The sequence below is a fragment of the Sphingomonas sp. genome, from assembly GCF_029239295.1.
Classification (GTDB): domain Bacteria; phylum Pseudomonadota; class Alphaproteobacteria; order Sphingomonadales; family Sphingomonadaceae; genus Sphingomonas.
Genome location: NZ_JAQZBC010000005.1, coordinates 124,623 through 149,898, shown reverse-complemented (window position 1 = coordinate 149,898; position 25,276 = coordinate 124,623). Strand labels below are relative to the sequence as shown.

Sequence of the window (25,276 nt, the reverse complement as noted above, 5' to 3'; positions counted from 1 at the left end):
TAAGGTGCTATCTTTGAAACGACCGGCCGGCGGATTTCTTTACTGGAAAAATGGCGCCCGTAGCGGGCGCCTGGACGTCAGCGCAGATAGCTGAACAGCGACAGGCTGGAGAGCTTCGAGAAGCTCGCCTGCGTCGCCTGCAGGATCGTCATGGTTTTCTGAAGCTGGACGATCGTCTCGGTCGGATCGGCGTCCTCGATATCGGCGCGGACCATCTCCCGATCATCGGCAGCGGTCTTCAGCTGAGCGGCCTGCAAGTCGACGCGCACTTCGCGCGCGCCGAGCGATGCCTGGGTCGCCGTCACCTGATCGGCGACGGTGTTGAGCGTATCGACGGCGCCGTCGGGGATCGGTTCGTCGGCGCGCAGCGCGGCGATGATGGCCGCCATCGCGGTGCCGAGATCGTCGCCATCCTTCACCGCGAGAAATTCGCGTGCGTTGACCGTCGCCTCGACCGTCTGGCCATCGCCGATCGGCATCGCTGCGGCCTTGCCCTCGGCAAAGCCGAGCGCGCCGGTGGCGCCGGCCGTGACGGCGGGGCCATCGTCCTTGCCGCCAAACAGCGGCAGGCCGCGCGCATCCTTGCCGTTCGCCAGTGTGACGATCGATTCCATGATGCTCGCCAGCTCGGTCGCAATCGCCTGCTTGGCGGCCGGCGAGTTGGTGCCGTTGCGTCCCTGGATCACCAGTTCGGAGGCGCGCTGCAGACGCTCCGACATGCTGGTCACGCTGCTGCCGGCCTGTTGCAGGGTGGCCTGCGCCAGTTTGACGTTCGCAAGATCCTGCGCGCCATCGGCATTGGCGCGGTTGATCCCCTGCAGCCGCTGGTATCCGACGCTGTCGTCCGACGGCGCCAGCAGTTTCTTGCCGGTCGAGACCTGTTCGTTCAGCCGATCGAACTGCGCCTGCAGCTTCTGCATCGACGCGCTGGAGCGATTGTAGAACTGGTTGGTGGAAAGATTGACGCTCATCAGCGGATATCCAGCAAGGTCTGGAAGGTGTCGCGGGCGACCGAGATGATCCGGCTGGACGCCTGATACGCCTGCTGGAAGCGCAGCAGGTCGACTGCCTCGCGATCCAGATCGACGCCCGAAATCGTGTCCCGCGCCGCGATCGCGCCGTCGTGGATCGCTCCCTGCGCGTCAGCGACGATGCCGCGCGCCTGAATGGCTGCGGCGTTGGTGGAAACCATGCGGCCGATCGTGCCTTCGAACTCGGCGCCCGTGCGGAGCGATTCGAGCGCCGCCAGATTGCCGTTGCCGCGCGTTCCCTCGTCCGGCGCCGCCGCTGCGATCCCGCGCGGATCAGTCATCGTCATGGTGATGTCAGTTGGGGAGCCGCCGACAGTGAACATCGGCGTGCCAGCGGCATTGTCCAGCGTGCGGCCGTTACCCTGCACTGCGTTGACGCCGGCGACGAAGCTCGTGGCCAGTGCGTTCAGCTCAATGCGCGCGCCGGCGAGCCGCTGCGCACCGTCGACCACCCCGCCGAGTGCGCCGCCCTGCGGCGTCAGCACCGACACATCGTCTCCGTTGGTGACGGCAAAGGCAACCGTACCCTCGGCATTGCGGGCGTAGCTGACTGTGGCGACCTGACTGCCGCTGACGAGCATCGTTCCGGCGCCAGCGCCAGCACGCACCGTCGCGCGACCGGCCGGATCATAAGTGGCCGAAACATCGACGAGGCTGCTCATCTTTTCGAGAATGGCGTCGCGCTGATCGGCCAGGTTCACGGCGGCGTTGGTGCCGGGCACAGCGCGGCTGAGGCCGTCATTCACCTTCGCCAGCGCCTGCGACAGGCTGTTGAGATCGGCGACGCCGCCATCGGCGGTCGCGTCCAGTTCGGCGGTCGCGTTGGAGAGTGCAACGCCGGTGGCGGTGAAGGAGGCGGCGAGCGCGTTGGCCTGTTCCAGCATCACTGCGCGCGGCGCGGTCGCAGTAGGATCGGCGGCGACGCCCTTTGCGGCGTTGAAGAAGGCGGTGAGGCGGCCCTCTAGGCCGGCGCCGGTGAGCGACGACTGGATCCGGTCCATCCACACGCCGCCCGCCTCGGTCCGTGCCAGATCGGCACCTGCCGTGCGAACGGCGGCGGCCTTGAACTGGTCGGCTGCGCGCGTCACGCCCGTGACGAAGACGCCGTGGCCGGTCGCGCGGCCGGTTGTCCCGGATGCGCTGCTGATCTCCGTCGTCGTGATCGTACGGCGCGAATAGCCCGTCACCCCGGCGTTCGCGATGTTCTCCGACACCACGCCAAGGGCGGTCTGATTCGCGCGGACGCCAGATGCGCCGATGGAAAGAAGGTCGCTCACGACGCCCTTTTGGATCAGTCGTGGTTAAGGCGGGGTTGAAGATCCGCGGGTGGTTCCACGACTTTTTCGCCGTCGTTCTGATTTTCCGCCGCTGTTGCCGAAAGGCCACGTGAGAGGAATTCGGTCATGGCCTCGCCGATGCCCAGCGGGGTGTGCTTCGCCATCTGCTGCACCATTTTCTGGTCCTGCATGTCGCGGAAGGTGTCGATCGCCTGGCTGTCAAACAGTGGCTCCGCCAACTTTGCCGCGCGCATCGACTTCAGCATCATGCCGGTGAACACCGCCTCGAATTGCTGGCCGGCGGCCTTCAGGTTGTCGGCGGTTGCCTGGCGCTTCAGGCCCGAATCGATCCCGGTGGTGCCGGAAATCCGCCCGATCTGGCTGGGGCCGCTCACAGGACGATCAACTCAGCCTTGAGGGCGCCGGCTTCCTTCAGCGCCTCGAGGATGGCGACGAGATCCGCCGGGGAGGCGCCGATCGCGTTCACCGCCTTGACGATGTCGGCAAGCTTGGGGCCGGGGGCGAGCAGGAACATCGGCCGCTTCTCCTCATCCACCGCGACGCCAGACTGGCGCTCAAGCGCGGTCTGACCCTGGCTGAAGGGCGCGGGCTGGCTGACGCGCTGATTCTCGTCGATCCGCACCGTCAGTTTGCCGTGAGTCACGGCCGCCGGGCCGACGCGCACCGCCGAATTGATAACGACGGTGCCAGAGCGGGCGTTGACGATGACCTTGGCGGGCGGCTCTGCCGAAACGACGTCGAGGTTCTCGATGGTCGACATCAAGGTCGCGCGCACGTCAGCGCCGACAGGGGCGCGCACCGCGACGGAGACGGCATCGACCGCCTGCGCCACGCCGAAGCCGAGGCGCTGGTTGATCGCCGCCGCCACATTCTGTGCCGTAGTGAAATCCGCGCGCTGGAGATTGAAGGTGAGGTTCGGGGCATCGGCAAAGCCGGTGGCGACCGCGCGTTCCACCGTGGCGCCTTCGGGGATACGGCCGGTGGAGGGCGTGTTGACGACGATCTGCGACCCGTCCTTGCCCTCTGCGCCGAGGCCGCCGACCGCCAGGTTGCCCTGCGCCATGGCGTAGATCTGGCCATCGGCACCCAGCAGCGGGGCCATGATCAGGCTGCCGCCACGAAGCGACTTGGCCTTGCCCATCGATGACACGGTGATGTCGATCCGCTGGCCCGGCTTCGCAAAGGCAGGGAGCTCGGCCGTGATCAGCACGACCGCCGCGTTCTTCAGCCCCTGGTTCGCGTTGGGCGGCAGCTGAAGGCCGAAGCGCGAGGCGACCGCCTTCATCGACTGAACGGTATATTCGAGGTTGTCGTCGCCCGTGCCGGGCAGGCCGACCACCACGCCATAGCCGGTCAGCTGGTTCGACCGGATGCCCTGGAAGCCGCCGAGATCCTTGATCCGGTCAGCCGAGGCGGGCGCCGCGACGATCAGCGCTGCAAGAAGCAGGGCAGGGAGGGCGAGGAGGGTGCGGAACATGGTCATGATGCTCGCTTCTGGGGCAAACGTGGTTAATTCGGCGCTAAGTGGCCGCGATCAGAATGGGCTTACCACCTGGAAGAAGCGGCTGAGCCAGCCCTGACGGCCGGCGCGCGCGACGTCGCCCTTGCCCGTATAGGCGATCTGGGCATCGGCAACGCGCGTCGAGAGCACGCGATTGTCGCGATCCACGTCGGCGGTGCGCACCAGCCCCTTGATCTGGACGAATTCGTCGCCGCGGTTCAGCGTCACGCGCTTCTGGCCCTGAACCAGCATCGTCCCGTTGGGATAGACCTGTGCCACGGTGACCGAGATCTCGCCCGACAGCGAATTGGCCTGGCCGGCGGTGCCGGTGCCGTTGAAGTTGCGATTGCCGCTGACGGTGGCGTCGGTGGTGTTGAACAGGTTGAGCGGGCCTGTCGTGGGCGGGGTGATGCCGAAGCCGCCGCCCGAATCGAGCTTCGAGGTTGACGACTTGGACGCGGCGGTCCGCTCGACCAGCACGATCGTCAGCGGATCGCCGACGCGCCGGGCGCGCCAGCCCTCGTGCAGCGCGGCATAGCCATCCGCCACCTGGAAGATCGCGCCGGTCGCGGGTGCAGGCGCAGGAGCCACCGGCGCGGGATGGACCGCGCTGAAATCCTCCGCCGGTGCCTTCTTGCCGAACAGGCCGGCGTGGGCGGGCGTGACCAGCAGCGCCGCACCGGAAAAGGCGGCGACGAGCGGGAGCGTGCGGATCGTCATGATGCGGCGGGCCATCAGATGTTCTGATTGACGTATTTGAGCATCTCGTCGGTCGCCGAGATCATCTTCGAATTGACCTCGTAGGCGCGCTGGGTCTCGATCATGTCGACGAGTTCCTCGACGACGTTGACGTTCGACGCCTCCAGCATTCCCTGGCGGATCTTGCCGCGGCCGTCCTCGCCGGGCACGCCCATGTTGGCGGTGCCCGATGCGCCGGTCTCGACCAGGTAATTGTCGCCTATCGACTGGAGCCCGGCGGTGTTGGGGAAGCTGGCGACCTGGATCTGCCCGAGGTTGGACGATTCCGCCTGGCCCGGGATCGTCGCCGAGACGGTGCCGTCCATGCCGATGGTGATCGCGGTGGCATTCTCGGGCACGTTGATGCCGGGCATCACCTGATACCCCTCCGACGTGACCAGCAGGCCCTCCGGCGAGCGCGAGAAATTGCCTGCGCGGGTGTAGCCGAGCTGCCCGCCGGGCAGCTGCACCTGAAAATAGCCGTCGCCGTCGAGCGCCATGTCGAGGCTGTTGCCGGTGGTGGCGAGCGAGCCCTGCGTGTCGATCCGCGCCGTGCTCTGCACGCGGACACCGGTGCCCAGGTTCAGGCCGGTCGCGTACTTCGTTTCCTGCGTCGACTGTGCGCCGGGCGCGGTGATCACCTGGTAGCTCAGCGTCTCGAACGCCGCGCGATCACGCTTGTACCCGGTGGTATTCACGTTCGCGAGGTTGTTCGAGATCACCCGCATGCGCGTATCCTGGGCGTCGAGCCCGGTGCGCGCGATGTGCATGGCGGCGGTGGTCATGGTCTAATTCCTTCTAATCGCGCGCGGGGCTTAGCCGGGCATCCGCATGACGGAGGCGGCGCCTTCGTCCATGGTCTTGGCTTCCTTCAGCAGGTTCGCCTGGACCTCGTAGCTGCGCTGGTTCTCGATCATGTCGACGAGCACCTGGGTCATGTTGACGTTGCTCTGTTCGAGCGTGCCGGACGCGATCTTGGCGTCCATGTTTTCCGGCAGCACGCCGCCGCCGCGCACGTGCATCAGATTGTCGAGGCCCTTCACCGTGGACGAGCCGCGATCCGACACCAGCTTCAGCTTGTCGATCACGGTGACGTCGGTGGCGGCGCCGCCCTGCGGGACGATCGAGATCGAGCCGTCGGACCCGATCGACAGCGAATTGTAAGGCGGGATGGTGATGGGGCCCCCCGACCCCATCACCAGATAGCCGTCGCCCGTCTGCAACGTGCCCGATGCGGTGACAGTCAGGTCGCCGCGGCGCGTATAGGCTTCGGTGCCGTCGGGCGCCTGTACCGTCAGCCAGGTGTCGGCATCGGTCAGCGCCACGTCGAGATTGCGACCGGTCTGGATCATCGCGCCGACGCTGCGGTCGGCATCGGTGACTTCCTGCGCGGCGGGCGCACGCGCATCGAAACGCGCGCCGCCGCCCTTCAGCTCGATCCGGTCGAACACCACGCGGTCGGCGCGAAAGCCCGTCGTGGAGGCGTTTGCCATGTTGTTGGCGATGGCGGCCTGCGCCGCCATGTGCGCCTTGAGGCCCGTCGCCGCCGTGTAGACCAGCTTGTCCATGGTTCGATCGATCCAAAGGTGTTCCGTTCACGCCGAGGCGCAGACGGAACACAGCAAGAGTCAGGCCAGAATTACGCGCGGATGTTGAAGATCGTCTGCGAGATCTGGCTGGAGGTATCGAGCGCCTTGGCGTTCGCCTGGAAGTTGCGCTGCGCGGCGATCAGCTCGACCAGCTCCTCGGTGATGTCGACGTTTGATCCCTCGATCGTGCCCGACATCAGCTTGCCGAAGCCGTTCTCGTTCGCGGCACCCATGGTGGCCGTGCCGGACAGGCCGCTGGCGCTCCAATATTGCCCGCCGTTCTGGCGCAGACCGGTCGGGTTGACGAAGTTGGCCAGCGCAACCTTGCCCAGCTTCACCGCGTCGCCGTTTGAATAGCTGGCGGTGATGATCCCGCTGTTGTCGACGGTGATGCCGGCGAACTCGCCCGGCGCGGCGCCATTCTGTGACCGCGATGCGACGCTGAACGGCTGCTTGGCCGCGGTCGTGCCGGTCATGTCAAAGCTGATGGGCGCGCGGGTCGCCTCGCCAGCCTCGGGGAAGGCGAGCGTGAAGGTGCCGCCGCCCAGCAGATTGCCGCTGGAGTCGAACGCGATGTCGGTGCCGCCCTCGTTCATTTCCACGTCGCCGACGAAGCTGTGGACGGTCCATTCGCTGGCGGTGCTGGTCGCATCGGCCGGCGCCTTGCGGACGAAGTAGTTGGTCAGCGTCTGAGGGTTGCCGGCCGCGTCATAGATGGTGGTGGTCGTCGCGCTGCCGTAGCTGGCGGGGTTGGTACGGGCGAATTCGACGTCGGAGGCGGCGGCGCCGGCGTTCAGGTTGGCCTTGAGCGCCAGCTTGCTGGTCGCAGTGGCCGCCCCGCTGGTGTCGGGCACGCGCACGTCGATGAGGGTGCCAGCGCCCGGCACGGTGCCGTCGGTTTCGACCGCATAGGCCTGCAGCCGGCTGCCCTGCGCGTCGGTGATGAAGCGGTTCGGATCGACGCCGAAGCTGCCGTTGCGGGTATAGGCGATGGTGGTGCCGCCCGGTGCGGTGGTCTTAACCGGGAAGAAGCCGTCCCCGGCAATGGCGAGGTCGAGCGACGAGCCGGTCGTCACCAAGCTGCCCGCGCTGAACATCTGCTTGTTCTGCGCCAGTGCGGCGCCGGACCCGGTCAGGCGGCGCGGGTCGTTGGTGAAGTTCGACGCCATGATGTCGGTAAATTCGCTGCGGCTCTTCTTGAAGCCGTTGGTCGAGACGTTGGCGAGGTTGTGCGAGATGGTCGACATGTCGGTCTGCGCAGCCTGGAGACCGGAAAGCGAAGTGTAGAAGGACATCGAGGTAACTCCTGGAACGTGGGATAAGGTGAGGGGAGAGGTCAGCCGATCTGGCGAACGGCGGTGGCGGGAACCTCACCGATCCCCGGCAAGGTCAGGGCGGCAGCGCCGCTGGTGGTGGAAACGGAGGTAACCGGCGCCCAGACGAGGCTGGTGGCGGCAACCGAGCGGCTGCCGTCATTGGCGCTGATGCTGACGGTGAAGGGACCAGCGCCGGCATCCGCGCCGGCGGCGGTCTTGCCGTCCCAGTCGTAGCTGACCGAGCCCGCCTTCTGCGCGCCCAGATCGGCGCTATGCAGCAGCTGGCCGTTGGCATCGGAGATCGCGACGGTGACGTTGCTGGCATCGGCGCCAAGCTCGATCGCGCCGGCAATCCCGCCCGACGCGCGGCCGTAAGCGACATTGCCCGGCGTCAGCACGGTGCGGCCGACATAGCTGACGGCATCCTGCATGCTGGTCGCCCCCAGCTTGTCGGCGATCGCCTTCAGCGTGGAGCCCATCTCGGTGATGCCGGCGAGCGAGGAGAATTGCGCCATCTGCGCAACCATCTGGGTGTTGTCGACCGGATCGAACGGATCCTGGTTCTTCATCTGCGCCGTCATCAGCTTCAGGAAATCGGCCTGCCCCATCGTTGGTGACTTGGTGGCCGCGTTCTTCGCTGCGGTGTTGGCGGTGCTGATGCCCAGATTGCCCAGCGTTCTGTCAAAGGAGGTCGCCATCTATCAGCGCCCCAGCTTCAGCGTGTCGACGATCAACGACTTGGCGGTGTTCATCACCTCCACGTTGTTCTGGTAGCTGCGCGCGGTCTCCATCATGTCGACCAGTTCCCGCGTCTCGTCGACGGCGGACTGGTAAACATAACCGTCGGCGTCAGCCATCGGGTTGTTCGGATCGCTGATCTTCACCGGCTCCTCACCCGCGGTCACGACGCGCTCGACATTGACGGTGGCCATGCCGCTCGCCTGATCGAATTGCGTGCGGAACACCGGCTTCATCGTGCGATAGGCGGTTTCCGAAGATCCGCTGACGGCGCCCGCATTGGCGAGGTTCGACGCGGTGGTGTTCATCCGCACCAGCTGCGCGGACATCGCGCGGCCGGCGACCTGGAAGATCGAAAGTGGCTGGTTCGCCATGGGTTATTCTCCCTTCAGCGCACGGGTGAGCTGATTGATGCGGCCGTTCAGGAACGACAGCGTGCTCTGATACTGGACCGCGTTCTCGGCGAAGGCGGTCTGCTCCTTGCTGAGCTCGACCGTGTTGCCGTCCATCGAGGGGGAATCGGGCGTGCGGTACAGCGTCGCCTGCTCGATCCCGCCCTGCCGTTCCACCGAGGCAAGCGCCTGGTTGAAATCGATGTCCTTTGCCTTGAAATTGGGCGTGGAGGCATTGGCGATGTTGGACGCGAGCAGGTTCATCCGCTGCGCCCGAACCTCGAGCGCTGCGCCGTGAACCCCGAAAAGACTGCCGTTGGCCATTGGCCTGAAATCTCCTGCACGAGCCTGTGCGCGCAGTATCCAGCAAGGTGTGTGCCACTTCGTCCTGCCGGTCAGCGGCAGCCGGGCCGCAGGAGAGGGGCGGCAAGATGTTGCCGGGCGGCCGGCAAGGCTTGCCGGATGACCCGGGGCTGCCGGCAATCGGTGCCGGCCGGTTGCGCACGATCGCCTTCTGGCTACGCGAGCGCGTAGCCAGAACTGAACTGGCCCGGCGCTTGCGTAGGCGCGACCATGGACTTCGGCACCTTCCTCGATCCTGCGGCGCTGGCGATCGTCGGCGGCGGCACGATTGCTTCGGCGATCCTGCGCAGCCCGGCACGCGATCTGGCGCGCGCCGTCGGCTCGCTGCGGACCTTGCTGCGCGGCCCGTTCAGCGCCGATCCGCTGGTGGAGCAGATTGCGGCGCTTGGCCGGATCGCCAAGCGTCACGGCGCCATGGCGCTCGACCGGTCGGTGATTGCCGATCCGGATGTCGCCGCGGCGATTGCGGACATCGTTGACGGTCATTCGCCAGCGCAGGTTGCCGGACGCCTGCAGCATCTTCGCCGCGCGCGGATCGAGCGGCACGTGACGGTAGCGGATATGTGGGCCGGGATGGCCGAGGCCGCGCCCGCGATGGGCATGGTCGGCACGTTGATCGGCCTGGTCGCGATGTTTGTCCAGATGACCGATCCGCAGGCAATCGGCGGCGCCATGGCGGTGGCACTGCTGGCGACGCTGTATGGCGCGCTGCTGGGCAATCTGGTCGCCATGCCGATCGCCACACGGCTGCGCACTGCCGCACGCGTCGAGGCGTTCGAGCGTCAGCGACTGGAGGCGCCGCTCATTGCCCTGGCGGAGCGCGAGCAACCGCAATCGATCAGCTTTTCACCCCTGCGCAGGACCGAGGCGGCATGACACACGCCGACGAATTTCCCGCGGCGGTAGCCGTCCGGCCGCTGTGGCTGGTCACGCTCGCCGACCTGGCGCTGCTGCTGGTCGGCTTCTTTGTGCTTCTTCAGGCCAACCAGAAGCTCGATCGCGAGGCGCTGGTGCAGGGCATTCGTGCCGGCTTCGGCGTTGCCAGCCAGCCTGTGCGACCCGATCCGCTCCCGCTTGCCGCAGCTGGCATGTTCGGTTTCGCACCGGGATCGGCGCAGCTGCCATCTTCTCCGCGCAGCCTGCTCGCCTGGGCGCGCGAGGCCACGCGTGATCCGCGCGTGACGTTGCGCGTCACCGCTGCCGTCGATGGATCCGCGGCGGATGTGGATCCATCGACGGGCAGCGCGGCAGTGCTGGCTGCCGATCGCGCCCGTGCGGTTGCCGCCGTGCTCGCCCCGGTGGCGGACGGCCGCCTTGTTATCCTGACCGCTGACCGGCCCTCGCGCCGGCAAGTGGTCGTCACCCTATCCTTTACCGGAGAAACCATGTGATCGCGCTCGCCCTGGCGCTCGCCGCGCCTGCCACCGCTACCGCACATCAGGACACAACCGCGCTCGACAAGGCGGTGGCCGCCTTTGCCGGGCGATCGATCGGCGAAGACGGCGGCCCGCGCGCCGCGATCGACTCCCGCCTGCGGCTGAAGCAATGTTCCACGGTGGCGCTGTCGTGGCGCACCGACGCGCATGATGCGGTGGTCATATCCTGCGCCGCGCCGGAATGGCGATTGTTCGTGCCGATCCGCATGCCTGCCGGGGCGACTGTCGTGACGCGTCCCGGCACTGCGGCGGCGGTACCCACAGCGACAGCGGAAAAGATCATCAAGCGCGGCGATCCGCTGGTGATCGAGGCTGGCTCCGGCGGCTTTTCGATCACGCGTGAAGGCGTGGCGATGGCAGATGCCGGGGAGGGACAGCGCCTGATGGTGCGGGTCGAAGGTGGCAAGATGCCGGTACAGGCCGTTGCCGTCGCGCCCGGCCGTGCCACCCTGCCGGGCTGGGCGGAATGAAAAAAATCCTAAAGGCGCCTGCGTTCTTGCCGTTTATGTCGGTGGGATCGAGGCGCAACGGGGATTTTTATGGTCGAGCCGATTGGGACAAGACCACGCGATCGGGTCGCTGGAGTGTCGCGTGTAGCGACGCCGGCAGCTGCCGCCAGCGTGACGAAGCAGCCGCAGGCGGCACCGACGCCGACCGTTGCCGCGCAGTTGGCAGCGTCTGCGCCGGTCGACGTGGAGCGCGTGGCGCGGATCAAGGAAGCCATTGCAAAGGGCACCTTTCCGCTTTCTCCCTCCACCATCGCCGACGCGCTGATCGCCGCCCGCTACGAATGGATGTCGAATGACAAGGCGTGATGCCCTTATCCGCGTGATCGACACGCTGCACGGCGAGATCGCCGCGCTGAAGGCGAACAATGTGGCCGAGCTGGAAAAGGCGACCTCGGCAAAGCTGGTCGCGATCGAGACGCTGCGTGGCCTAGGCGAAGGCCCGGCCGGCCCCGAGCTGCGCGACCTTGCCGATGAGGCGAACCGCCTCAACGACACATGCCGCATCTATGTGAACCTGATGGCCGCCAACGTGCGTCGCCGCCTGCAGCTGCTGACCGGCGAGGACAATAGCGCCTATCGCCGGGCGCCTGCCTACGCCTGAACCTTAGCTCGTCGCGGTGGTGGTCTGCCGCCTCGTGACGGCGGCACCATGCTATTACCTCTTCGTGCCCTTGATCCCCCAATAGGCGCACTCGGTATCTGGCACACTCCTTGCTGATCATCCCTGCGAACAGGGAAATGTCTCAGCACCGATGACCGTCAACGCTCTCAATGCCGCCGCTGGGCGGGTGCAGACCGCGATCCAGCGGGCCGCTGCCAAGACCGGGATCGATTTCGATTACCTGCTTGGCCAGGCGAAGGTCGAAAGCGGCTTCAACGCGACGGCGCGTGCGCGCACCTCATCGGCGACTGGCCTCTACCAGTTCATCGAGCAGAGCTGGCTCGCGGTGGTCAAGAACCACGGTACCGAGCATGGCATGGGCTGGGCCGCAGACGGCATTCAGCGCAATTCCGCTGGCCGGTTGACGGTGAGCGATCCCGGCCTTCGCCGTGCGATCCTCGACCTGCGCAACAACCCCGAAGCCGCCTCGCTGATGGCGGCCGAACATGCCTCCGACAACAAGGACGCGTTGGAGGCGAGCCTGGGCCGTGCAGCGACCGGCACTGACCTGTACATGGCGCATTTCCTGGGGCTGGGCGGGGCCAAGCAATTCCTGAAGGCGATGCAGGTGTCGCCCGATCGCGCCGCCGCAGGCATGTTCCCCGCCGCTGCCGGCGCCAACCGCAACGTCTTCTTCAATCGTGACGGCTCCGCCCGCTCGTTGTCCGAAGTGTACGAGCGTTTTGGCGCGAAGCTGGGCGATGGTGCCGGCCCTGCCGGCAGCACCGGCAATACCGGCAATTCGTTGCCGCGGCTGCAATTCGCCGCCCAGATGCTCGATATGGAGGGCGCGACGGTGATCACCGGCGCCAACCAGTCCGCGTCCGACGCGATGAGCTGGGCCACCGCCGCCATGGGCCGCACCGCGAATCAGGCGTCGGCGCAGGCGGCCAATCTGCTGCGCCCGTCGCCGGATAATGCGCGGCTGGCGTACATGATGCTCGCGCGGATGGGGGGCTGATCCCGATGAAGCTTCTCGCCAGTTCGCGCCAGGCGGCACTGCCGGCCGCGATCCTGCTGCTCGTGCTCGTCATGGTCGTGCCGATCCCGGCCTTCCTGCTCGACATCTTCTTCGTGGCCAATATCGCGATCAGCCTTGCGGTGCTGATGGTCGCGTTGAACGCGCAGAAGCCGCTCGATTTCTCGTCCTTCCCGACCGTCCTCCTCTTCACCACGCTGTTCCGCCTGGGCCTGAACGTGGCCTCGACCCGCGTCGTGCTGGTGCACGGGCATGAGGGCGAGGCCGCCGCCGGCCATGTGATCGAGGCGTTCGGCAGCTTCCTGATCGGTGGCGATTACATCGTCGGCATCTTCGTCTTCGCGATCCTGATGATCATCAATCTGATCGTGGTGACGAAGGGCGCAGGCCGCGTCTCCGAAGTGTCGGCGCGCTTCACGCTCGACGCGCTCCCCGGCAAGCAGATGGCGATCGACGCCGATCTGAACGCTGGCCTGATGACGCCCGACGAGGCGAAGAAGCGCCGCGTCGAAGTGGCGACCGAGGCCGATTTCTACGGTTCGATGGATGGTTCGTCCAAGTTCGTGAAGGGCGACGCGGTCGCCGCGATCCTGATCCTGGCGGCAAACATCATCGGCGGCCTGATCCTGGGGCCGGTCAGCCACGGCCTGTCGATCGCGGAAGCGGCCAAGACCTACACGCTGCTCGCGATCGGTGACGCATTGGTCGCGCAGCTGCCGTCGCTGATGCTGTCGATCGCCGCCGCCGCGATCGTCACCCGCGTGTCCTCCGAGAAGGACCTGGCCGGGCAGATCGGCAGCCAGTTCGGATCCCCGCGCACCTGGACGCCGGTGGCCGGCATCCTTGGCCTGCTGGGCATCATGCCGGGCATGCCGCACCTCGTGCTGCTGCCTGCTGCTGCGCTGGCCGGCTTCACCGCGTGGAAGCTCCACAAGATCGCACAGCGCCCCGCGCCGATCGAGGAAGTCGCTGCGCCCGAGCCGGTCGACCAGTCGCGCATCGGTTGGGAAGAAGTAACCGATGGCATGATGGTCAACCTCGACATCGGCTACGGCCTCGTGCCGCTGGTCGATGAGCGGAAGGGCGCGCCACTGATGGGCCGGATTACCGGCGTCCGGCGGCAGCTGTCCAAGGAACTGGGCTTCGTCGTGCCGCAGGTGAAGGTGCGCGACGATATCAACCTGGCGCCCTACACCTATCGCCTTCTCGTTGGCGGCGTGGTCGTCGGCGAGGATCAGGTGTCGCCCGAAGAGATGCTGGCGCTCGACACCGGTACCGGCTTTGGCGAGCTCCACGGCAAGAAGGCGAAGGATCCGACCTTCGGCCTCGACGCGACGTGGATCGCACCGGGTGATGCCGATGCCGCGACGGGCGCGGGCTATCTGGTGGTCGACAGCGGAACCGTTATCGCCACGCATCTCAACCACGCGCTGGGCCAGAATGCGGCCGACCTGCTGGGGGCGGACGAGGTCCAGGCGCTGCTCGACGGGCTGAAGGAGCGCAATCCGCAGCTCGTCGCCTCGATGGTGCCGCAGCCGCTGTCGCTCACCACGCTCACCAGCGTGCTGAAGGCGCTGCTGAACGAAGGCATCACGCTGAAGGAATTCCGCCGCATCGCGTCGGCCGTCGCGGTCGTCGCGCAGCGGACGCAGGACGCCGAGGAAATCGTCGAGCTGATCCGCCCCGAACTCGGCCCGCTGATCATTCAGAAACTGTGTGGCGTGCGGGAGCCGCTGCGCGTGATGACGCTGGAGGGGGGGCTGGAAGGCCTGCTTGGCCAGGCGATACGCTCTGATCCGTCGCGCCGCCATGTTGTCGAACCCGAACTCGGCCGCCGCATCGTCGATGCGCTGCAGCGCGCCGCCCAGCCGATGATTGCCGAGGCCAAGCCTTTCGCGCTCGTCGTGCAGCCCGCGATCCGCGTCGCGATCCGCAAATTGGTCAAAACCTGTCTGCCGGACACCCCTGTCATGAGCTTCTTTGAAGTCCCCGAAGACAAGGCCGTCGAGGTCGTCGCCGTGATCGGCGCCAACGATACGCACCCGGCCATCGGTGCGGGCCAGCCGCAGATGGCGGTGGCGGCATGAGCGCGATGCCGATGGCTTCGGCCTTCGCGGACGCGACGCCGCTGACCTATTCGCCGCGCCAGCGTGCGCGCGATGAAGGCGCGCTGGTGCGCGAGCATCTGCCGCTGGTCCGCCGGCTGGCGTGGCACGTCCATGGCAGTGTTTCGACCGCGATCGAGGTGGAGGATCTGGTGCAGACCGGGCTGGTCGCGCTGGTCGAGGCCGCCGGATCGTTCGAGGATCGCGGGCAGGTGACATTCAAGCAATATCTCACCACCCGACTGCGCGGCGCGATGATCGACGAGCTTCGCCGCCATGCCGCGATGACGCGCGGCGCGATCAAGCGGCGGCGTGATTATGCCCGCACCGTGCAGACGCTGACCGGCGAGCTTGGCCGCGCGCCCAAGGACGACGAAACCGCACGGCGGCTGGGGGTTACGGTGGAGAAGCTGCGCCTGGATTATGCCGCGGCCCAGGCGGTGAAGTTCGATTCGATCGACGAAGTCTATGCCGATGACCAGCCGTGGTTTGCCAGTGAGGAGCCAAGCGCGTTCGACCTGCTGGCCGAGGGGCAGCAGCGTGATCGGCTGATCGCTGCGATCGCCGCCCTGCCGGAGCGCGAGCAGATGGTGATCCAGCTGTATCACGTCGAGGAACTGAACCTGGACGAGATCGGCGAGGTGCTTGGGGTCGGCGCGGCGCGCGTGTGCCAGATCAAGAGCGCTGCCCATGCAAAGCTGAAGAAGGCGCTGCTGCGCGGCTGAACGCCGCCGCGGGTGGCCGGGCGGACCCTCGGCAACAGGTGATCCGCCGCTGTTAAGCGGCCGGGCGAAGCAAGGCTCTTGATCGAGATCAAATGGTTATCCGGGAACGCGCGCGCCCGCTGGCGCGTATCTCCGACCGATGCCTCAACCCGCTACACCGTTATTCCCCTGGCGCCATGAGGATCAGGATCGATTCGAGCGCCTGCTCCAGGTCCATGTCGAGGATCGTCTGTTCCCGTGCGTCGGCGCCAAGGCGGCGCTGGCGAAAGGGACGCTGAACGTCCTTGCCTGTAACCGCATCGACAGCGGCTGGGATGATCTGCGCATCCACGATGGTCTGCTGCGCTTTGCCGCCGCCTATCGTGAGGAACCGACGCTGTTCCGCAGCTTCGCCGTGGTCTTCAACGGTCCCGAGGATCTGGATGAGCCGACGTTCGAGCAGGCGCTGTGGGATCGCATCCAGTCACTGTCCGACAAGGACGTCTGGCGCGGCCAGGAATATGACCAGCGCGTCAGCCACGACCCGGAGGACCCGCATTTCTCGCTGAGCTTCGGCGGGGAGGCGTTCTTCGTTGTGGGGCTTCACCCTCATTCGAGCCGGCCGGCGCGGCGCTTTGCCAAGCCGGCGCTGGTGTTCAACCTGCACGACCAGTTCGAGATCCTGCGCGCGGAGGGCCGGTACGAGGGGATGCGTGAGAAGATCTTGGTGCGCGACGAGGCGCTGGCCGGATCGCGCAATCCGATGCTCGCGCGCCACGGCACCGCGAGCGAGGCACGGCAATATAGCGGCCGCGTCGTTGATGACGCCTGGGCCTGCCCCTTCCATTATCGCGGTACGGATGACTGAAGCGACACGGATTCCCGAACGAAGCGGCACGGCCTTTCGCCTCGACAAGGGCGCCATTCTCGAAGTGATCGACCCGATGGGAGTGCAGGTGTCCGACCTGCTCGCCTTCAACGCCGATGACGTGGGGGAGGCGATCTCCTCGGGGCGGACGTTCGACTATGCCGAGACGATCTACCTGACGACCGGCCATGTGCTGTATTCCAACCGATCGCGCCCGATGCTGGAGATCATCGCCGACGATGTCGGGCGGCACGATTTCCTGCTGACCCCGTGCAGCTATGACACGTTCCGGCATTTCTACCCGGACAAGCCGCTGCACCGCGGCTGCTTCGGCAACCTGGCGGAGGCGCTGGCGCCTTATGGCGTGAGCGAGGACATGATCCCGTGCGCGTTTAACTGTTTCATGAACGTGCCGGTGAACGGCGAGACGGGGAAGCTGGAGGTGTTGCCGCCGATCAGCAAGGCGGGCGACAAGATCGTGTTCCGCGCGGCGATGGACCTCGTCATCGGCCTGACCGCCTGTTCCGCCTATTCGTCCAACGGCGGCAGCTTCAAGCCGATCGATTACCGGATCGTGGGCTAGGGCGAACGCCGCTTCGCCGCATAAGGAAAAACCCGGCGGCCGCTTGGGCCACCGGGTTCCTCGTCTTCTCTGCTGCGCCGAGCGGAGCGGCACCCGCACCCATGTGGGGGCGGTGCCGGTGCCGCTCACGGATCAGCCGAGAAGCTTCATCACGCCCTGCTGCGACTGGTTGGCCTGCGCCAGCATCGCGGTCGACGCCTGGCTCAGGATCTGCGCCTTGGCGAGGTTGGTCGATTCGGTGGAGAAGTCCGCGTCCTCGATCTGGCTGCGAGCGGCCGTCAGGTTGGTCGCGTTGGTGGTCAGGTTGCTGACCACCGAGCTCAGGCGGCTCTGGCTGGCGCCGAGGTTGGCGCGAGTGGTCGCCACGGACTTGAGTGCCTCGTCGAGCGTGTCGAGCGCGGCCTTCGCGTTCGCCGCGGTGGCGCCCGAGATGTTGAGGCCGACGATGGTGGCGCCGCCGCCAGCGGGCGGATCCACAGGGTCAGCCGGATCTGCGGGGTCAGCCGGATCTGCAGGATCGACCGGATCTGCAGGATCGACCGGATCTGCGGGATCAACCGGATCAGCAGGATCGACCGGATCAGCCGGATCAGCCGGGGTGGTCGCAGCCGGCAGATTGTACGAAGTCGTTCCCGTCACCGCCGACAGGTTCAGCGCCGAGAAGTTCATCGAAACGGTGTTGCCGTTCTCCGAACCGACCTGAACGTCGACCGTCTTCGCCTGAGAGCTGAACAGCGCGTTGCCGTTGAACTTGGTGTTCTTCAGCACGTCGTCGATCTGTGCGGTCAGGGCCGAAACCTCAACCTGCATGTTGTTGCGGTCGTCGGAGCTGTAGGTGCCCGAGGCAGACTGAACGGCCAGTTCGCGGATGCGCTGCAGCATGTTGCTGACTTCGTCGAGCGCGCCCTCAGCGGTCTGTGCCATTGCCGAACCGTCATTGGCGTTGCGGATCGCCTGGTTCATGCCGCGGATCTGCGAGGTCATCGACTGGCTGATGGCGAGGCCGGCGGCGTCGTCCTTGGCCGAGTTGATGCGCTTGCCGGTCGACAGGCGCTCCATGGCGCTCGACAGGGCGTTGTTGGCTGCCTTGGAAGCATTGGCGGCGCGGTGCGACGCGATGTTGGTACCGATAACGGTCATGGGTTCGTTCCTTTGTGTCTACGACCGCCCCGCCGCCCCCAGAGCGGAGGGCCGAGCCGTCGCCATACGAAACGGCCAAGGTGCGGAAGCCTTTAGAACTTTTTTGCGCTGCTCCCCGGATCGGTTCTGCACTGCCCCAAACACTCGGCGCCAGCAGCTGCCGGTTGCCGCCGGCCGGCAAGATCTGGCCGCTCTTCCGGCAAGGCGGCAAGCACCTGCCCGGGAGGGTCCCTCACGTGCAGGTTCGCGCACGCGCCGGCCTGCGCGCGCGCTCATCCGCGCCGCGCGGGTGCATTCGGGCGCGTTCAGGCGCGCGCGGCACGCACCCGGAACAATTTTGCCGGCCGGCTGCCGGTTCAACAGGTCGTTAACCAAATAACCCGTAGAGGCATGGTCATTCCGTGGGGGAAAACTTTTGCGCTCGATCGTTCCGTCCGCTGCCGTTGCTGATTCGCATGTCACTCTGGTTTCCTCGCTTCGCGCGCAGGGCTTTGTCGTCGGCGCGTCATCGGGGCGTCCGCAGCCCAACACGGCGTGGCTGATTGCGGAGGGTGAGGCGTCGCCGGTGCCGGCCCGCACCGTCATTCTGTCACGCGGCGCCGCCCAGGTTACCCCGTTTCGCGACGGCGCTCCGGCGCGGTTGAGCTTCGATCATGCCGACGCCGTCGTCGGCAACGCCTTCGCCCGCGCGCTCGCTGGCGGGCCGGAGCTTCCCACGGCGGCCGATCCCGAGACGCTTGCGCTGTTCGCGCTGGCGGAGCGTGTTGCCGCAGCGGACATCACCGTCCTGATCAACGGGCCGACCGGCACCGGCAAGGAAGTGCTGGCGCGCGCGATCCACCGCAATTCGGGGCGTGCAGATGGTCCGTTCATCGCGATCAACTGCGCAGCGCTGCCCGAGACCATGCTGGAGGCGATGCTGTTCGGCCATGTGAAGGGCAGCTACACCGGCGCTTCGTCGGGGGGCGAGGGCTTCTTCCGTGCGGCGAACGGCGGCACCATCGTGCTGGACGAGATCGCCGAAATGCCGCTGCCGCTCCAGGCGAAGCTGCTGCGCGTGCTGCAGGAGCGTGAGGTGGTGCCGATCGGCGCGACGCATCCGGTGCCGATCGACGTTCGCGTCGTCGCGTGCGCCAACCGCGATCTGCAGGAGGAGGTGGCCGCCGGCCGCTTCCGCGCCGACCTTTACTACCGCCTGTCGGTTTTTCCGCTCACCACCCGCGCACTGGCCGATCGTGCGCAGGACGTACCGGCGCTCGCCGCGACGATGATCCTGCGCCATGCTGGCGTCCGCCCGATCGTGCCCTGGCCCTCCCACGAGGCGATTGCGAAGCTGGTCGCGCATGACTGGCCGGGCAACGTCCGCGAGCTGGAGAATGTCATCCAGCGCGCCCTGCTGTTCTGTGGTGGCGACACGATCGAGGCCGATCACATCATGTTCGATCGCGCCAGCGCGCCGCGCCCGTTCGTCTTTGCCGACGAGCCCGCAGCACCGGGCGCGACGACGCTGGGATCGGTGGTCCAGCTGTCCGAATTTGCCGCGATCCGCGAGACTTTGAAGGCCTGCGGCGGAAATCGTATCGAAACGGCCCGCCGCCTCGGCATTTCGGAACGAACCTTGCGTTACCGTCTCGCGAAGGCGCGCGAGCAAGGTGAAGAGATCGCCGCGCCGCATGATCGGAGACTGACGGCATGAGCGGTGTTGGTGGTGTAGGCGGCGTCGACAGGGTGATGGCGCTTCGTGCCCAGATCCTGGAGCGCAACGCCGCGCTGAGCCGGGCGAACGCGACGGCGGCGGTGGCGACATCCGCCCCGGTGGCAGGATCGCAGCCCGCACAGGGCAGCTTTGCCGCGACAATGGAGAACGCGCTCCAGTCGGTGAACGCCACGGCGCAGAAATCGTCGGCGCTCTCCGAAGCCTATGAGCGCGGCGAAACGGTGGACATCGCGAAGGTGATGCTCGCCCGTCAGGAAGCGTCGGTCGGCTTCGAAGCGACGCTTCAGGTGCGCAACAAGATCCTGTCCGCGTACAAGGACATCATGAGCATGCCGGTCTGACATGGCTAACGCACTCGCCCCTTCGAACCCGATCATCCCGGAACGCTTCGCCAACCCGTTGAAGCAGATCCAGGGTGTGTTCGCGCAGCCCGCGGTCCGCCGCGCCGGCCCGATGGCGTTGATGGTCAGCCTGATCGGCGCGTCGGCACTCGCGTGGTCGGCCCTGTCCGCGCCGCCGCAGAAGATGCTCTATTCCGGCCTGCCGGACGCCGACAAGGCTGCCGTAACCCAGGCGCTGTCCGCCGCCAGCATCGACAGCAAGGTCGATGACGCGACCGATGCGGTGACCGTCAACGAGGAGGATTACTCCCGCGCGCGGCTGCTGCTCGCCGGCCAGGGCCTGCCCAAGGCAGCGCCGGGTGGCTACGCCATTCTCGATCAGCTGCCGATGGGCGTCAGCCGCGCCGTCGAGGGCGAGCGCCTGCGCCAGGCGCGCGAGACCGAGCTTGCCCGGTCAATCCAGGAGCTCGACGTCGTCACCGAGGCGCGCGTGCATCTTGCGATGCCGGAATCCAGCGTATTCGTGCGCGACAACGCCCAGCCCAGCGCCTCCGTGGTCGTGAAGCTGCAAGGCGGCCGTGCGCTCAGCGAGGCGCAGGTACAGTCGATCATCAATCTCGTCGCATCATCGGTGCCCGGCATGAAGCCGGAAGCGGTGACCATCGTCGACCAGATGGGCGGTCTTTTGTCCAAGGCGGGTGGCGCGGGCCAGAGCGGCACCGAACAGCGCATCGCGTTGCAGCGCCAGGTGGAGGAAAAGTACCGTACGCAGCTGGTCCAGCTGCTGACGCCGCTGATCGGCGCGGGCAATTTCACCGCCGAGGTGCAGGCCGACGTCAACATGGACGAAACGTCCGCGACGCGTGAAAGCTATGACAAGGAAGGCGCATTGCGCGCCGAAACCGGCAATTGGACCGGCAATCAGGCGGGCGATGGGCAGGCTCCCGGCGGAATTCCGGGCGCGCTCAGCAATACGCCGCCACCTGCCGCCTCGCTCCAGCAGCCGCAGGCCGCGACGGGCGCGAACGGCCAGCCGGCGGCGCCGGGTCAGCCGGTCGCCGGCGGCGCAGCGCCGAACCCGAACAAGCAGTCCGACCAGTTCGCCCGCTCCTATGACCTGGGTCGCGAAGTGTCGGTCACGCGCGCTGCACCTGGTGCGGTGAAGCGCCTGTCGGTTGCCGTGCTGCTGCGTGAACCCGAGAAGGGCAAGCGTACCGCGATGGAGATCAACCAGATCACCGAGCTGGTTCGCTCCGCGGTTGGCTATGATCAGGCACGCAACGATCAGGTGACGGTGATCAGCCGCAAGTTCGCTGGCGAGGCGGATGCGGCGAATGACGGCCCCGCCTGGTACGATAACAGCTGGATGCCGGTGATCGCCCGCAACCTGACCGCCGTGGTGATCGCGCTGCTGGTGTTGCTGCTCGGCGTGCGCCCGCTCGCCAAGGCGCTGATGAAGAAGAAGGAAGAGGTTGAGGCAGCGCCGCTTGCGCAGCTCGGCCTCGGTGCTGAGGGCGACAATGGTGAGGGCGTCGTGGGCGGCGAAATCGCCGTCGCTCCCCCGGTCACGCTGGACGAGATCGAGGCGAGCCGGAATTATGACGAGCGGATCGGCAAGGTGCGCGGCTTCACGCGCGACAATCCTGCTCGCGCTGCGCTCGCCGTGCGCGACATGATGAAGGCGACTGCGCAGTGAGCGAAATCGCCCTTCGCACCTTTTCCGGGACGGAGCGTGCCGCGGTGCTGATGATGCTGGTCGGCGAGGAGGAGGCGGCGGCCATCCTCCAGAAGCTGGAGCCGGACGAGGTGCGCGAGCTTGGCCGTGCGATGTACACCGTCGCCGATGTCAGCGAAGCCGACGTTGAGGGCGTGCTCGACGATTTCGTCGGCCGTGCGCGGGAGCGGACCGGGATCACCTTTGATCCCAAGCCCAAGATCGAGGCGGTGATGCACCGCGCGCTGGGGCAGGAGAAGGCGGAAAGCGTCCTCGCACGGATCACCCCGCCGGAGGCCGCGTGCGAGATCGAATTGCTCGACTGGCTCGACGCGACCGACATCGCGGCGATGATCGAGAAGGAGCATCCGCAGGTCTGCGCGCTGCTGATCGCCAACCTCGATCCCGCGGTCGGCGCGCAGGTGCTGGAATTGCTGCCGGATGCGGCGCAGCCCGAGATCCTGCATCGCATCGCAAAGCTCGGCCCGATCACGCCCGAGGCGGTCGAGACGCTGCGGACGATGATCGGCAGCCGCGCGGTCAGCGCCGCGCAGGGCACGCAGGTGAAGCTGGGCGGCACGCGCGAGGCGGCGAAGATCCTTCAGGGCGCCCGCAAGGCGACCGAGCAGCGCGTCATGCCCAAGCTGTTCAAGCTGGACAAGGAAACCGCGCGGGCGATCGAGGAGGCGATGTTCGTCTTCGACAACCTGCTCGACATGGACGACAAGAACCTGGGTACGTTGATCCGCAACATCGACAGCGACATCCTCACCCGCGCGCTGAAGGGCGTGGATGAGGCTGCGCGCAATCGCTTCCTCGGCTGCATGTCGGCGCGTGCAGCCGACGGCATCCGCGACGAAATGGAAGCCCGCGGCCCGATGCGCCTGTCCGAGGTGCTCGACGCGCAAAAGGCGATCATCGCCATCGCCCGCAACTTGGCCAAGGACGGCACGATCATGATGGGTGGGGGCGAAGACGATTATGTCTGAGCCAGCAGCCAATGTATTCGTCGCCGGTTTCGCACCGCGCCAGGACGATGCGGCGGTCCGCCTGCAGCGGGTGTTCGCCGACCGGCAACCCGGGTTTGCGCCTGGCGACCTGATCGCGCGGATCGAGGAGGCGTTCTCTGCTTCGTCGCAGCCGCACGGCACGCCGCCGCAGCAGCCCGAGGTTGCCCCGGAATCGTCCGACATTGATCCTGCCGCTGCGGCGATCGCCGAGGTGCCGCCGGTCGATCCAGTGGTGGAGGCGCACCAGTCAGGCTTTGACGCTGGCTATGCTGCGGCCCACGCGGAACATGTCGCCTCGGCGGCGCGCGACGTGGCGATGATCGAAGGGATCGTCGCCGCGCTAAAATCCGACGACCGGATCGATCGTGAGCGGATCGCGCGGCAGCTGCGGCAGACGGTGCTTCGCCTGGTCAGCGGGCTGATCGGACAGACCGGCATCTCGGGCGATCTGCTCGCCGGGCGGGTCGAAGCGGCCGCGGAGCTTTTGGCGGACCAGTCGGAAAGCGCCATCCTGCGCGTGAACCCCGACGATGTCGCGCTGCTCGACGGGCGTTTGCCGGACACGATCTTCGCCGTGGGGGACGCCAGCCTGACGCGCGGGACGTTCGTTCTCGAGGCCGCTTCCACCATTGTCGAGGATGGTCCCGAACTGTGGCTGGAGCAGCTCACCAGCGCGCTCGACAAGGTCGCCGTCCCCGCGCTTTGACCCCTCGCATTGCCGCCGGCGATCGTGCCGGCCGGCGCCCGCTTTCCAGGATCGTAGATGCTCAACCGCTTCACCGCCGACTATCTGGATGCGCTGGGCAACGCCGATTTCCGGCCGGCGGCCAAGGTTGCCGGTCGCCTGGCTTCCTATGACGGTTTGCTGATGGAGGCCGTCGGCCTGACCCTGCCGGTAGGCACCGTCTGCCGGATCGGTGACGCGGGGGTTGGCGTGGAGGCGGAGGTGATCGGTTTCCGCAACGGTCGCACCTTGCTGATGAACCTCGGTGGACCCGCGGCTTTGCTGCCGCAAATGCCGGTTCGCCCGACCGGGGCACCAGGCGAGGCGGAGGTCGGCGAAGCGCTGCTCGGCCGCGTGGTCGACGGTGCCGGCAAGCCGATCGACGGCCTTGGCCCCATTCGCGGCGCTGGTCGCTGGCCGCTCGCGGGGAAGCTTCAGTCGCCGCTTGATCGGGGCCGTGTGCTTGAGCCCCTGGACGTGGGCGTGCGCGCGATCAACGGCCTGCTGACGATCGGCAAGGGCCAGCGTGTTGGCATCATGGCCGGTTCGGGCGTCGGCAAATCGGTTCTGCTCGGCATGATGGTGCGTGCCGCCAAGGCCGATGTAATCGTGATCGGCCTGATCGGTGAACGTAGCCGCGAAGTCGCCGACTTTCTTGAAACCAAGGTGGCGGGCGAGGCGCGCCAGCGTTCGGTCGTCGTCGCGGTGCCGGCCAATCATTCGCCGGTGCTGCGCATCCGCGGCGCGCTGCGCGCCACGGCGATTGCTGAGGCATTTCGTGACGAGGGCAAGAACGTCCTCCTCATCATGGATTCCCTGACCCGCGTGGCGCATGCTGGCCGTGAGATCGGCCTTGCGCTGGGCGAGCCGGCGTCGGCGCGTGGCTATCCGCCATCTGCCATTGCGATGCTGCCCAATCTGATCGAGCGTGCCGGCACGGACGTGAACACCGGCGGCGCGATCACCGCGATCTACACCGTGCTGGCCGATGGCGATGACGGAAACGATCCGGTCGTCGATTCCGCGCGCTCGATCCTCGACGGCCATATCGTGCTGAGCCGCGCACTCGCCGAACACGCCGTGTATCCGGCGATCGACGTGTCGAAATCGGTCAGCCGCGTGATGACCGACATAGCGGGCAAGCCGCACGTTCAGGCCGCCCGTGTTCTGCGACGGCATCTGGCGACCTATGAAGAAAATCGTGATCTGGTGCTGATGGGTGCCTATCGCGCGGGTGCCGATCCGGCGATTGACGCGGCCATTGCCTACCACCCCGCGGTGATGGAATTCATCCGCCAGGATGCCGATGCCAGCGTGTCGCTCGACGACGCCGTGACCGAGCTGACCGGTGTGTTCGGCGATGGATAACAAGAAGCTACAGCGCCTTCACCGCGTCCGCACTCTCCAGCTCGGCATGGCGCGCGCCGCCGAATCGCGCGCGCAGGAACAGGTCGCGAGCGAGACCGCGCTGTCGCAGCGCATTGCCCAGCTCGCTTCGGCGGTTGCGCCCGGGCCGGGGGCAGGGGCAGGCGTCTCCTTCGCCGCGATGGCGCATTATCGCGAGAAGCTGCACCGCAATGCCGAGGTCGTCGAGAATCGCGTGCGTAACGCAGCGACCGAGGCGGATCGTGCCGCCGAAGCGACCCGTTCGGCCAAGCGCGACCAGACCGCGGTCGAGAAGCTGATCGCGCAGGGCGAGGCGGAGGCGGCATTGCGCGCCATTCGCGCGCTGCAGGATGCGCCACCGACGCGCAAGGTTCGGCACGATCCTTGCTGATTGTTCCGTCGGTTATTCCCTGACGAGCGACCGACAACCACA

At 66.9% G+C, this 25,276-nt stretch carries 29 protein-coding genes; 17 read left to right on the top strand and 12 right to left on the bottom strand.

Annotated elements, in window-relative coordinates:
• Positions 1 to 77: 77 nt before the first annotated feature.
• From K0S66_RS06745 to K0S66_RS06695, 11 genes are all read right to left on the bottom strand, one after another.
• Positions 78 to 971: a flagellin gene (locus K0S66_RS06745; protein WP_301074573.1), complete on the bottom strand. Its 894-nt coding sequence runs from the start codon at positions 969 to 971 to the stop codon at positions 78 to 80.
• Positions 971 to 2,308: a flagellar hook-associated protein FlgK gene (flgK, locus tag K0S66_RS06740; RefSeq protein ID WP_301074570.1), complete on the bottom strand. Its 1,338-nt coding sequence runs from the start codon at positions 2,306 to 2,308 to the stop codon at positions 971 to 973. The genes K0S66_RS06745 and flgK overlap by 1 nt, the downstream gene beginning before the upstream one ends.
• A gap of 14 nt (positions 2,309 to 2,322) precedes the next feature.
• The gene (locus K0S66_RS06735; RefSeq protein ID WP_301074568.1) at positions 2,323 to 2,703 is read right to left on the bottom strand and encodes a rod-binding protein; all 381 of its coding nucleotides are present in this window, start codon (positions 2,701 to 2,703) and stop codon (positions 2,323 to 2,325) included.
• Positions 2,700 to 3,812 (bottom strand): flagellar basal body P-ring protein FlgI, encoded by a 1,113-nt coding sequence (locus K0S66_RS06730; protein ID WP_301074566.1) that lies wholly within the window; start codon positions 3,810 to 3,812, stop codon positions 2,700 to 2,702. Before K0S66_RS06730 ends, K0S66_RS06735 begins: the two co-directional genes overlap by 4 nt.
• Positions 3,813 to 3,863: 51 nt before the next feature.
• Positions 3,864 to 4,550, bottom strand: a complete 687-nt coding sequence (locus tag K0S66_RS06725; RefSeq protein ID WP_301074666.1) for a flagellar basal body L-ring protein FlgH — start codon at positions 4,548 to 4,550, stop codon at positions 3,864 to 3,866.
• A 14-nt stretch (positions 4,551 to 4,564) separates the two neighbouring features.
• Positions 4,565 to 5,353, bottom strand: a complete 789-nt coding sequence (flgG, locus tag K0S66_RS06720) for a flagellar basal-body rod protein FlgG (RefSeq protein WP_301074564.1) — start codon at positions 5,351 to 5,353, stop codon at positions 4,565 to 4,567.
• A 30-nt stretch (positions 5,354 to 5,383) separates the two neighbouring features.
• Positions 5,384 to 6,136, bottom strand: coding sequence for a flagellar basal body rod protein FlgF (gene flgF / locus K0S66_RS06715; RefSeq protein ID WP_046407769.1), 753 nt, complete (start codon positions 6,134 to 6,136; stop codon positions 5,384 to 5,386).
• A gap of 71 nt (positions 6,137 to 6,207) precedes the next feature.
• On the bottom strand, positions 6,208 to 7,452 hold the full coding sequence (locus tag K0S66_RS06710) for a flagellar hook protein FlgE (RefSeq protein ID WP_301074560.1): 1,245 nt from the start codon (positions 7,450 to 7,452) through the stop codon (positions 6,208 to 6,210).
• Between the two features lie 41 nt (positions 7,453 to 7,493).
• On the bottom strand, positions 7,494 to 8,171 hold the full coding sequence (locus K0S66_RS06705) for a flagellar hook capping FlgD N-terminal domain-containing protein (RefSeq protein WP_301074557.1): 678 nt from the start codon (positions 8,169 to 8,171) through the stop codon (positions 7,494 to 7,496).
• Between the two features lie 3 nt (positions 8,172 to 8,174).
• Positions 8,175 to 8,585: a flagellar basal body rod protein FlgC gene (flgC, locus tag K0S66_RS06700; RefSeq protein ID WP_301074555.1), complete on the bottom strand. Its 411-nt coding sequence runs from the start codon at positions 8,583 to 8,585 to the stop codon at positions 8,175 to 8,177.
• A 3-nt stretch (positions 8,586 to 8,588) separates the two neighbouring features.
• The gene (locus K0S66_RS06695) at positions 8,589 to 8,927 is read right to left on the bottom strand and encodes a flagellar basal body protein (protein WP_301074553.1); all 339 of its coding nucleotides are present in this window, start codon (positions 8,925 to 8,927) and stop codon (positions 8,589 to 8,591) included.
• Between the two features lie 249 nt (positions 8,928 to 9,176).
• On the opposite strand from K0S66_RS06695, the gene K0S66_RS06690 reads away from it, so the two are divergent.
• The 10 genes from K0S66_RS06690 (at position 9,177) to K0S66_RS06645 (ending at position 16,811) form a co-directional block, all read left to right on the top strand.
• Entirely contained in the window at positions 9,177 to 9,842 is a 666-nt protein-coding gene (locus tag K0S66_RS06690) for a MotA/TolQ/ExbB proton channel family protein (protein ID WP_301074551.1), read from the top strand.
• Complete coding sequence (locus tag K0S66_RS06685; protein WP_301074550.1) at positions 9,839 to 10,357, top strand: flagellar motor protein MotB; 519 nt, start codon at positions 9,839 to 9,841, stop codon at positions 10,355 to 10,357. The genes K0S66_RS06690 and K0S66_RS06685 overlap by 4 nt, the downstream gene beginning before the upstream one ends.
• Positions 10,354 to 10,872 carry a flagella basal body P-ring formation protein FlgA gene (locus K0S66_RS06680; RefSeq protein ID WP_301074548.1) on the top strand — a complete coding sequence of 173 codons (519 nt, stop codon included), beginning with the start codon at positions 10,354 to 10,356 and terminating at the stop codon, positions 10,870 to 10,872. The genes K0S66_RS06685 and K0S66_RS06680 overlap by 4 nt, the downstream gene beginning before the upstream one ends.
• A 114-nt stretch (positions 10,873 to 10,986) precedes the next feature.
• Positions 10,987 to 11,217: a flagellar biosynthesis anti-sigma factor FlgM gene (gene flgM, locus K0S66_RS06675; RefSeq protein WP_301074546.1), complete on the top strand. Its 231-nt coding sequence runs from the start codon at positions 10,987 to 10,989 to the stop codon at positions 11,215 to 11,217.
• Positions 11,204 to 11,512, top strand: a complete 309-nt coding sequence (locus K0S66_RS06670) for a flagellar protein FlgN (RefSeq protein WP_301074544.1) — start codon at positions 11,204 to 11,206, stop codon at positions 11,510 to 11,512. The genes flgM and K0S66_RS06670 overlap by 14 nt, the downstream gene beginning before the upstream one ends.
• 151 nt (positions 11,513 to 11,663) lie before the next feature.
• The gene (locus K0S66_RS06665) at positions 11,664 to 12,533 is read left to right on the top strand and encodes a transglycosylase SLT domain-containing protein (protein ID WP_301074543.1); all 870 of its coding nucleotides are present in this window, start codon (positions 11,664 to 11,666) and stop codon (positions 12,531 to 12,533) included.
• A gap of 5 nt (positions 12,534 to 12,538) precedes the next feature.
• The gene (gene flhA, locus K0S66_RS06660; protein WP_301074541.1) at positions 12,539 to 14,638 is read left to right on the top strand and encodes a flagellar biosynthesis protein FlhA; all 2,100 of its coding nucleotides are present in this window, start codon (positions 12,539 to 12,541) and stop codon (positions 14,636 to 14,638) included.
• Positions 14,635 to 15,381: a FliA/WhiG family RNA polymerase sigma factor gene (locus K0S66_RS06655; RefSeq protein WP_301074539.1), complete on the top strand. Its 747-nt coding sequence runs from the start codon at positions 14,635 to 14,637 to the stop codon at positions 15,379 to 15,381. The genes flhA and K0S66_RS06655 overlap by 4 nt, the downstream gene beginning before the upstream one ends.
• 139 nt (positions 15,382 to 15,520) lie before the next feature.
• Positions 15,521 to 16,228 carry a guanitoxin biosynthesis heme-dependent pre-guanitoxin N-hydroxylase GntA gene (gntA, locus tag K0S66_RS06650; protein WP_301074537.1) on the top strand — a complete coding sequence of 236 codons (708 nt, stop codon included), beginning with the start codon at positions 15,521 to 15,523 and terminating at the stop codon, positions 16,226 to 16,228.
• Positions 16,221 to 16,811, top strand: coding sequence for an urea carboxylase-associated family protein (locus tag K0S66_RS06645; RefSeq protein WP_301074535.1), 591 nt, complete (start codon positions 16,221 to 16,223; stop codon positions 16,809 to 16,811). The genes gntA and K0S66_RS06645 overlap by 8 nt, the downstream gene beginning before the upstream one ends.
• Positions 16,812 to 16,943: 132 nt before the next feature.
• Here K0S66_RS06645 and K0S66_RS06640 read toward each other — a convergent pair whose 3' ends face one another.
• Positions 16,944 to 17,951, bottom strand: a complete 1,008-nt coding sequence (locus tag K0S66_RS06640) for a flagellin (RefSeq protein WP_301074533.1) — start codon at positions 17,949 to 17,951, stop codon at positions 16,944 to 16,946.
• A gap of 415 nt (positions 17,952 to 18,366) precedes the next feature.
• On the opposite strand from K0S66_RS06640, the gene K0S66_RS06635 reads away from it, so the two are divergent.
• Genes K0S66_RS06635 through K0S66_RS06605 form a run of 7 tightly spaced genes read left to right on the top strand, consistent with a single transcriptional unit; the run spans position 18,367 to position 25,234 of the window.
• Positions 18,367 to 19,647, top strand: a complete 1,281-nt coding sequence (locus K0S66_RS06635; RefSeq protein WP_301074532.1) for a sigma 54-interacting transcriptional regulator — start codon at positions 18,367 to 18,369, stop codon at positions 19,645 to 19,647.
• Positions 19,644 to 20,009 (top strand): flagellar hook-basal body complex protein FliE, encoded by a 366-nt coding sequence (gene fliE, locus K0S66_RS06630; RefSeq protein WP_301074530.1) that lies wholly within the window; start codon positions 19,644 to 19,646, stop codon positions 20,007 to 20,009. Before K0S66_RS06635 ends, fliE begins: the two co-directional genes overlap by 4 nt.
• A gap of 1 nt (position 20,010) precedes the next feature.
• Positions 20,011 to 21,705 carry a flagellar basal-body MS-ring/collar protein FliF gene (gene fliF / locus K0S66_RS06625; protein WP_301074528.1) on the top strand — a complete coding sequence of 565 codons (1,695 nt, stop codon included), beginning with the start codon at positions 20,011 to 20,013 and terminating at the stop codon, positions 21,703 to 21,705.
• Complete coding sequence (gene fliG, locus K0S66_RS06620; RefSeq protein ID WP_301074526.1) at positions 21,702 to 22,712, top strand: flagellar motor switch protein FliG; 1,011 nt, start codon at positions 21,702 to 21,704, stop codon at positions 22,710 to 22,712. Before fliF ends, fliG begins: the two co-directional genes overlap by 4 nt.
• Positions 22,705 to 23,439: a FliH/SctL family protein gene (locus K0S66_RS06615; RefSeq protein ID WP_301074524.1), complete on the top strand. Its 735-nt coding sequence runs from the start codon at positions 22,705 to 22,707 to the stop codon at positions 23,437 to 23,439. Before fliG ends, K0S66_RS06615 begins: the two co-directional genes overlap by 8 nt.
• 57 nt (positions 23,440 to 23,496) lie before the next feature.
• A complete protein-coding gene (locus K0S66_RS06610; protein WP_301074523.1) occupies positions 23,497 to 24,825 on the top strand; it encodes a FliI/YscN family ATPase in 1,329 nt (442 codons plus the stop codon).
• On the top strand, positions 24,818 to 25,234 hold the full coding sequence (locus K0S66_RS06605) for a hypothetical protein (protein WP_301074521.1): 417 nt from the start codon (positions 24,818 to 24,820) through the stop codon (positions 25,232 to 25,234). The genes K0S66_RS06610 and K0S66_RS06605 overlap by 8 nt, the downstream gene beginning before the upstream one ends.
• Positions 25,235 to 25,276: the final 42 nt, after the last annotated feature.

Excerpts from the sequence above, each read along its gene's own strand:
- fliF (WP_301074528.1), top strand. The coding sequence starts at position 20,011 with ATGGCTAACGCACTCGCCCCTTCGAACCCGATCATCCCGGAACGCTTC.
- K0S66_RS06730 (WP_301074566.1), bottom strand. The coding sequence starts at position 3,812 with ATGACCATGTTCCGCACCCTCCTCGCCCTCCCTGCCCTGCTTCTTGCA.
- flgC (WP_301074555.1), bottom strand. The coding sequence starts at position 8,585 with ATGGCGAACCAGCCACTTTCGATCTTCCAGGTCGCCGGCCGCGCGATG.
- K0S66_RS06695 (WP_301074553.1), bottom strand. The coding sequence starts at position 8,927 with ATGGCCAACGGCAGTCTTTTCGGGGTTCACGGCGCAGCGCTCGAGGTT.
- K0S66_RS06710 (WP_301074560.1), bottom strand. The coding sequence starts at position 7,452 with ATGTCCTTCTACACTTCGCTTTCCGGTCTCCAGGCTGCGCAGACCGAC.
- gntA (WP_301074537.1), top strand. The coding sequence starts at position 15,521 with ATGCCTCAACCCGCTACACCGTTATTCCCCTGGCGCCATGAGGATCAG.
- K0S66_RS06610 (WP_301074523.1), top strand. The coding sequence starts at position 23,497 with ATGCTCAACCGCTTCACCGCCGACTATCTGGATGCGCTGGGCAACGCC.
- flhA (WP_301074541.1), top strand. The coding sequence starts at position 12,539 with ATGAAGCTTCTCGCCAGTTCGCGCCAGGCGGCACTGCCGGCCGCGATC.
- K0S66_RS06670 (WP_301074544.1), top strand. The coding sequence starts at position 11,204 with ATGACAAGGCGTGATGCCCTTATCCGCGTGATCGACACGCTGCACGGC.
- K0S66_RS06705 (WP_301074557.1), bottom strand. The coding sequence starts at position 8,171 with ATGGCGACCTCCTTTGACAGAACGCTGGGCAATCTGGGCATCAGCACC.
- K0S66_RS06745 (WP_301074573.1), bottom strand. The coding sequence starts at position 971 with ATGAGCGTCAATCTTTCCACCAACCAGTTCTACAATCGCTCCAGCGCG.
- K0S66_RS06615 (WP_301074524.1), top strand. The coding sequence starts at position 22,705 with ATGTCTGAGCCAGCAGCCAATGTATTCGTCGCCGGTTTCGCACCGCGC.
- flgF (WP_046407769.1), bottom strand. The coding sequence starts at position 6,136 with ATGGACAAGCTGGTCTACACGGCGGCGACGGGCCTCAAGGCGCACATG.
- K0S66_RS06665 (WP_301074543.1), top strand. The coding sequence starts at position 11,664 with ATGACCGTCAACGCTCTCAATGCCGCCGCTGGGCGGGTGCAGACCGCG.
- fliE (WP_301074530.1), top strand. The coding sequence starts at position 19,644 with ATGAGCGGTGTTGGTGGTGTAGGCGGCGTCGACAGGGTGATGGCGCTT.
- K0S66_RS06605 (WP_301074521.1), top strand. The coding sequence starts at position 24,818 with ATGGATAACAAGAAGCTACAGCGCCTTCACCGCGTCCGCACTCTCCAG.
- K0S66_RS06640 (WP_301074533.1), bottom strand. The coding sequence starts at position 17,951 with ATGACCGTTATCGGTACCAACATCGCGTCGCACCGCGCCGCCAATGCT.
- K0S66_RS06690 (WP_301074551.1), top strand. The coding sequence starts at position 9,177 with ATGGACTTCGGCACCTTCCTCGATCCTGCGGCGCTGGCGATCGTCGGC.
- K0S66_RS06725 (WP_301074666.1), bottom strand. The coding sequence starts at position 4,550 with ATGACGATCCGCACGCTCCCGCTCGTCGCCGCCTTTTCCGGTGCGGCG.
- flgG (WP_301074564.1), bottom strand. The coding sequence starts at position 5,353 with ATGACCACCGCCGCCATGCACATCGCGCGCACCGGGCTCGACGCCCAG.
- K0S66_RS06655 (WP_301074539.1), top strand. The coding sequence starts at position 14,635 with ATGAGCGCGATGCCGATGGCTTCGGCCTTCGCGGACGCGACGCCGCTG.
- K0S66_RS06645 (WP_301074535.1), top strand. The coding sequence starts at position 16,221 with ATGACTGAAGCGACACGGATTCCCGAACGAAGCGGCACGGCCTTTCGC.
- K0S66_RS06685 (WP_301074550.1), top strand. The coding sequence starts at position 9,839 with ATGACACACGCCGACGAATTTCCCGCGGCGGTAGCCGTCCGGCCGCTG.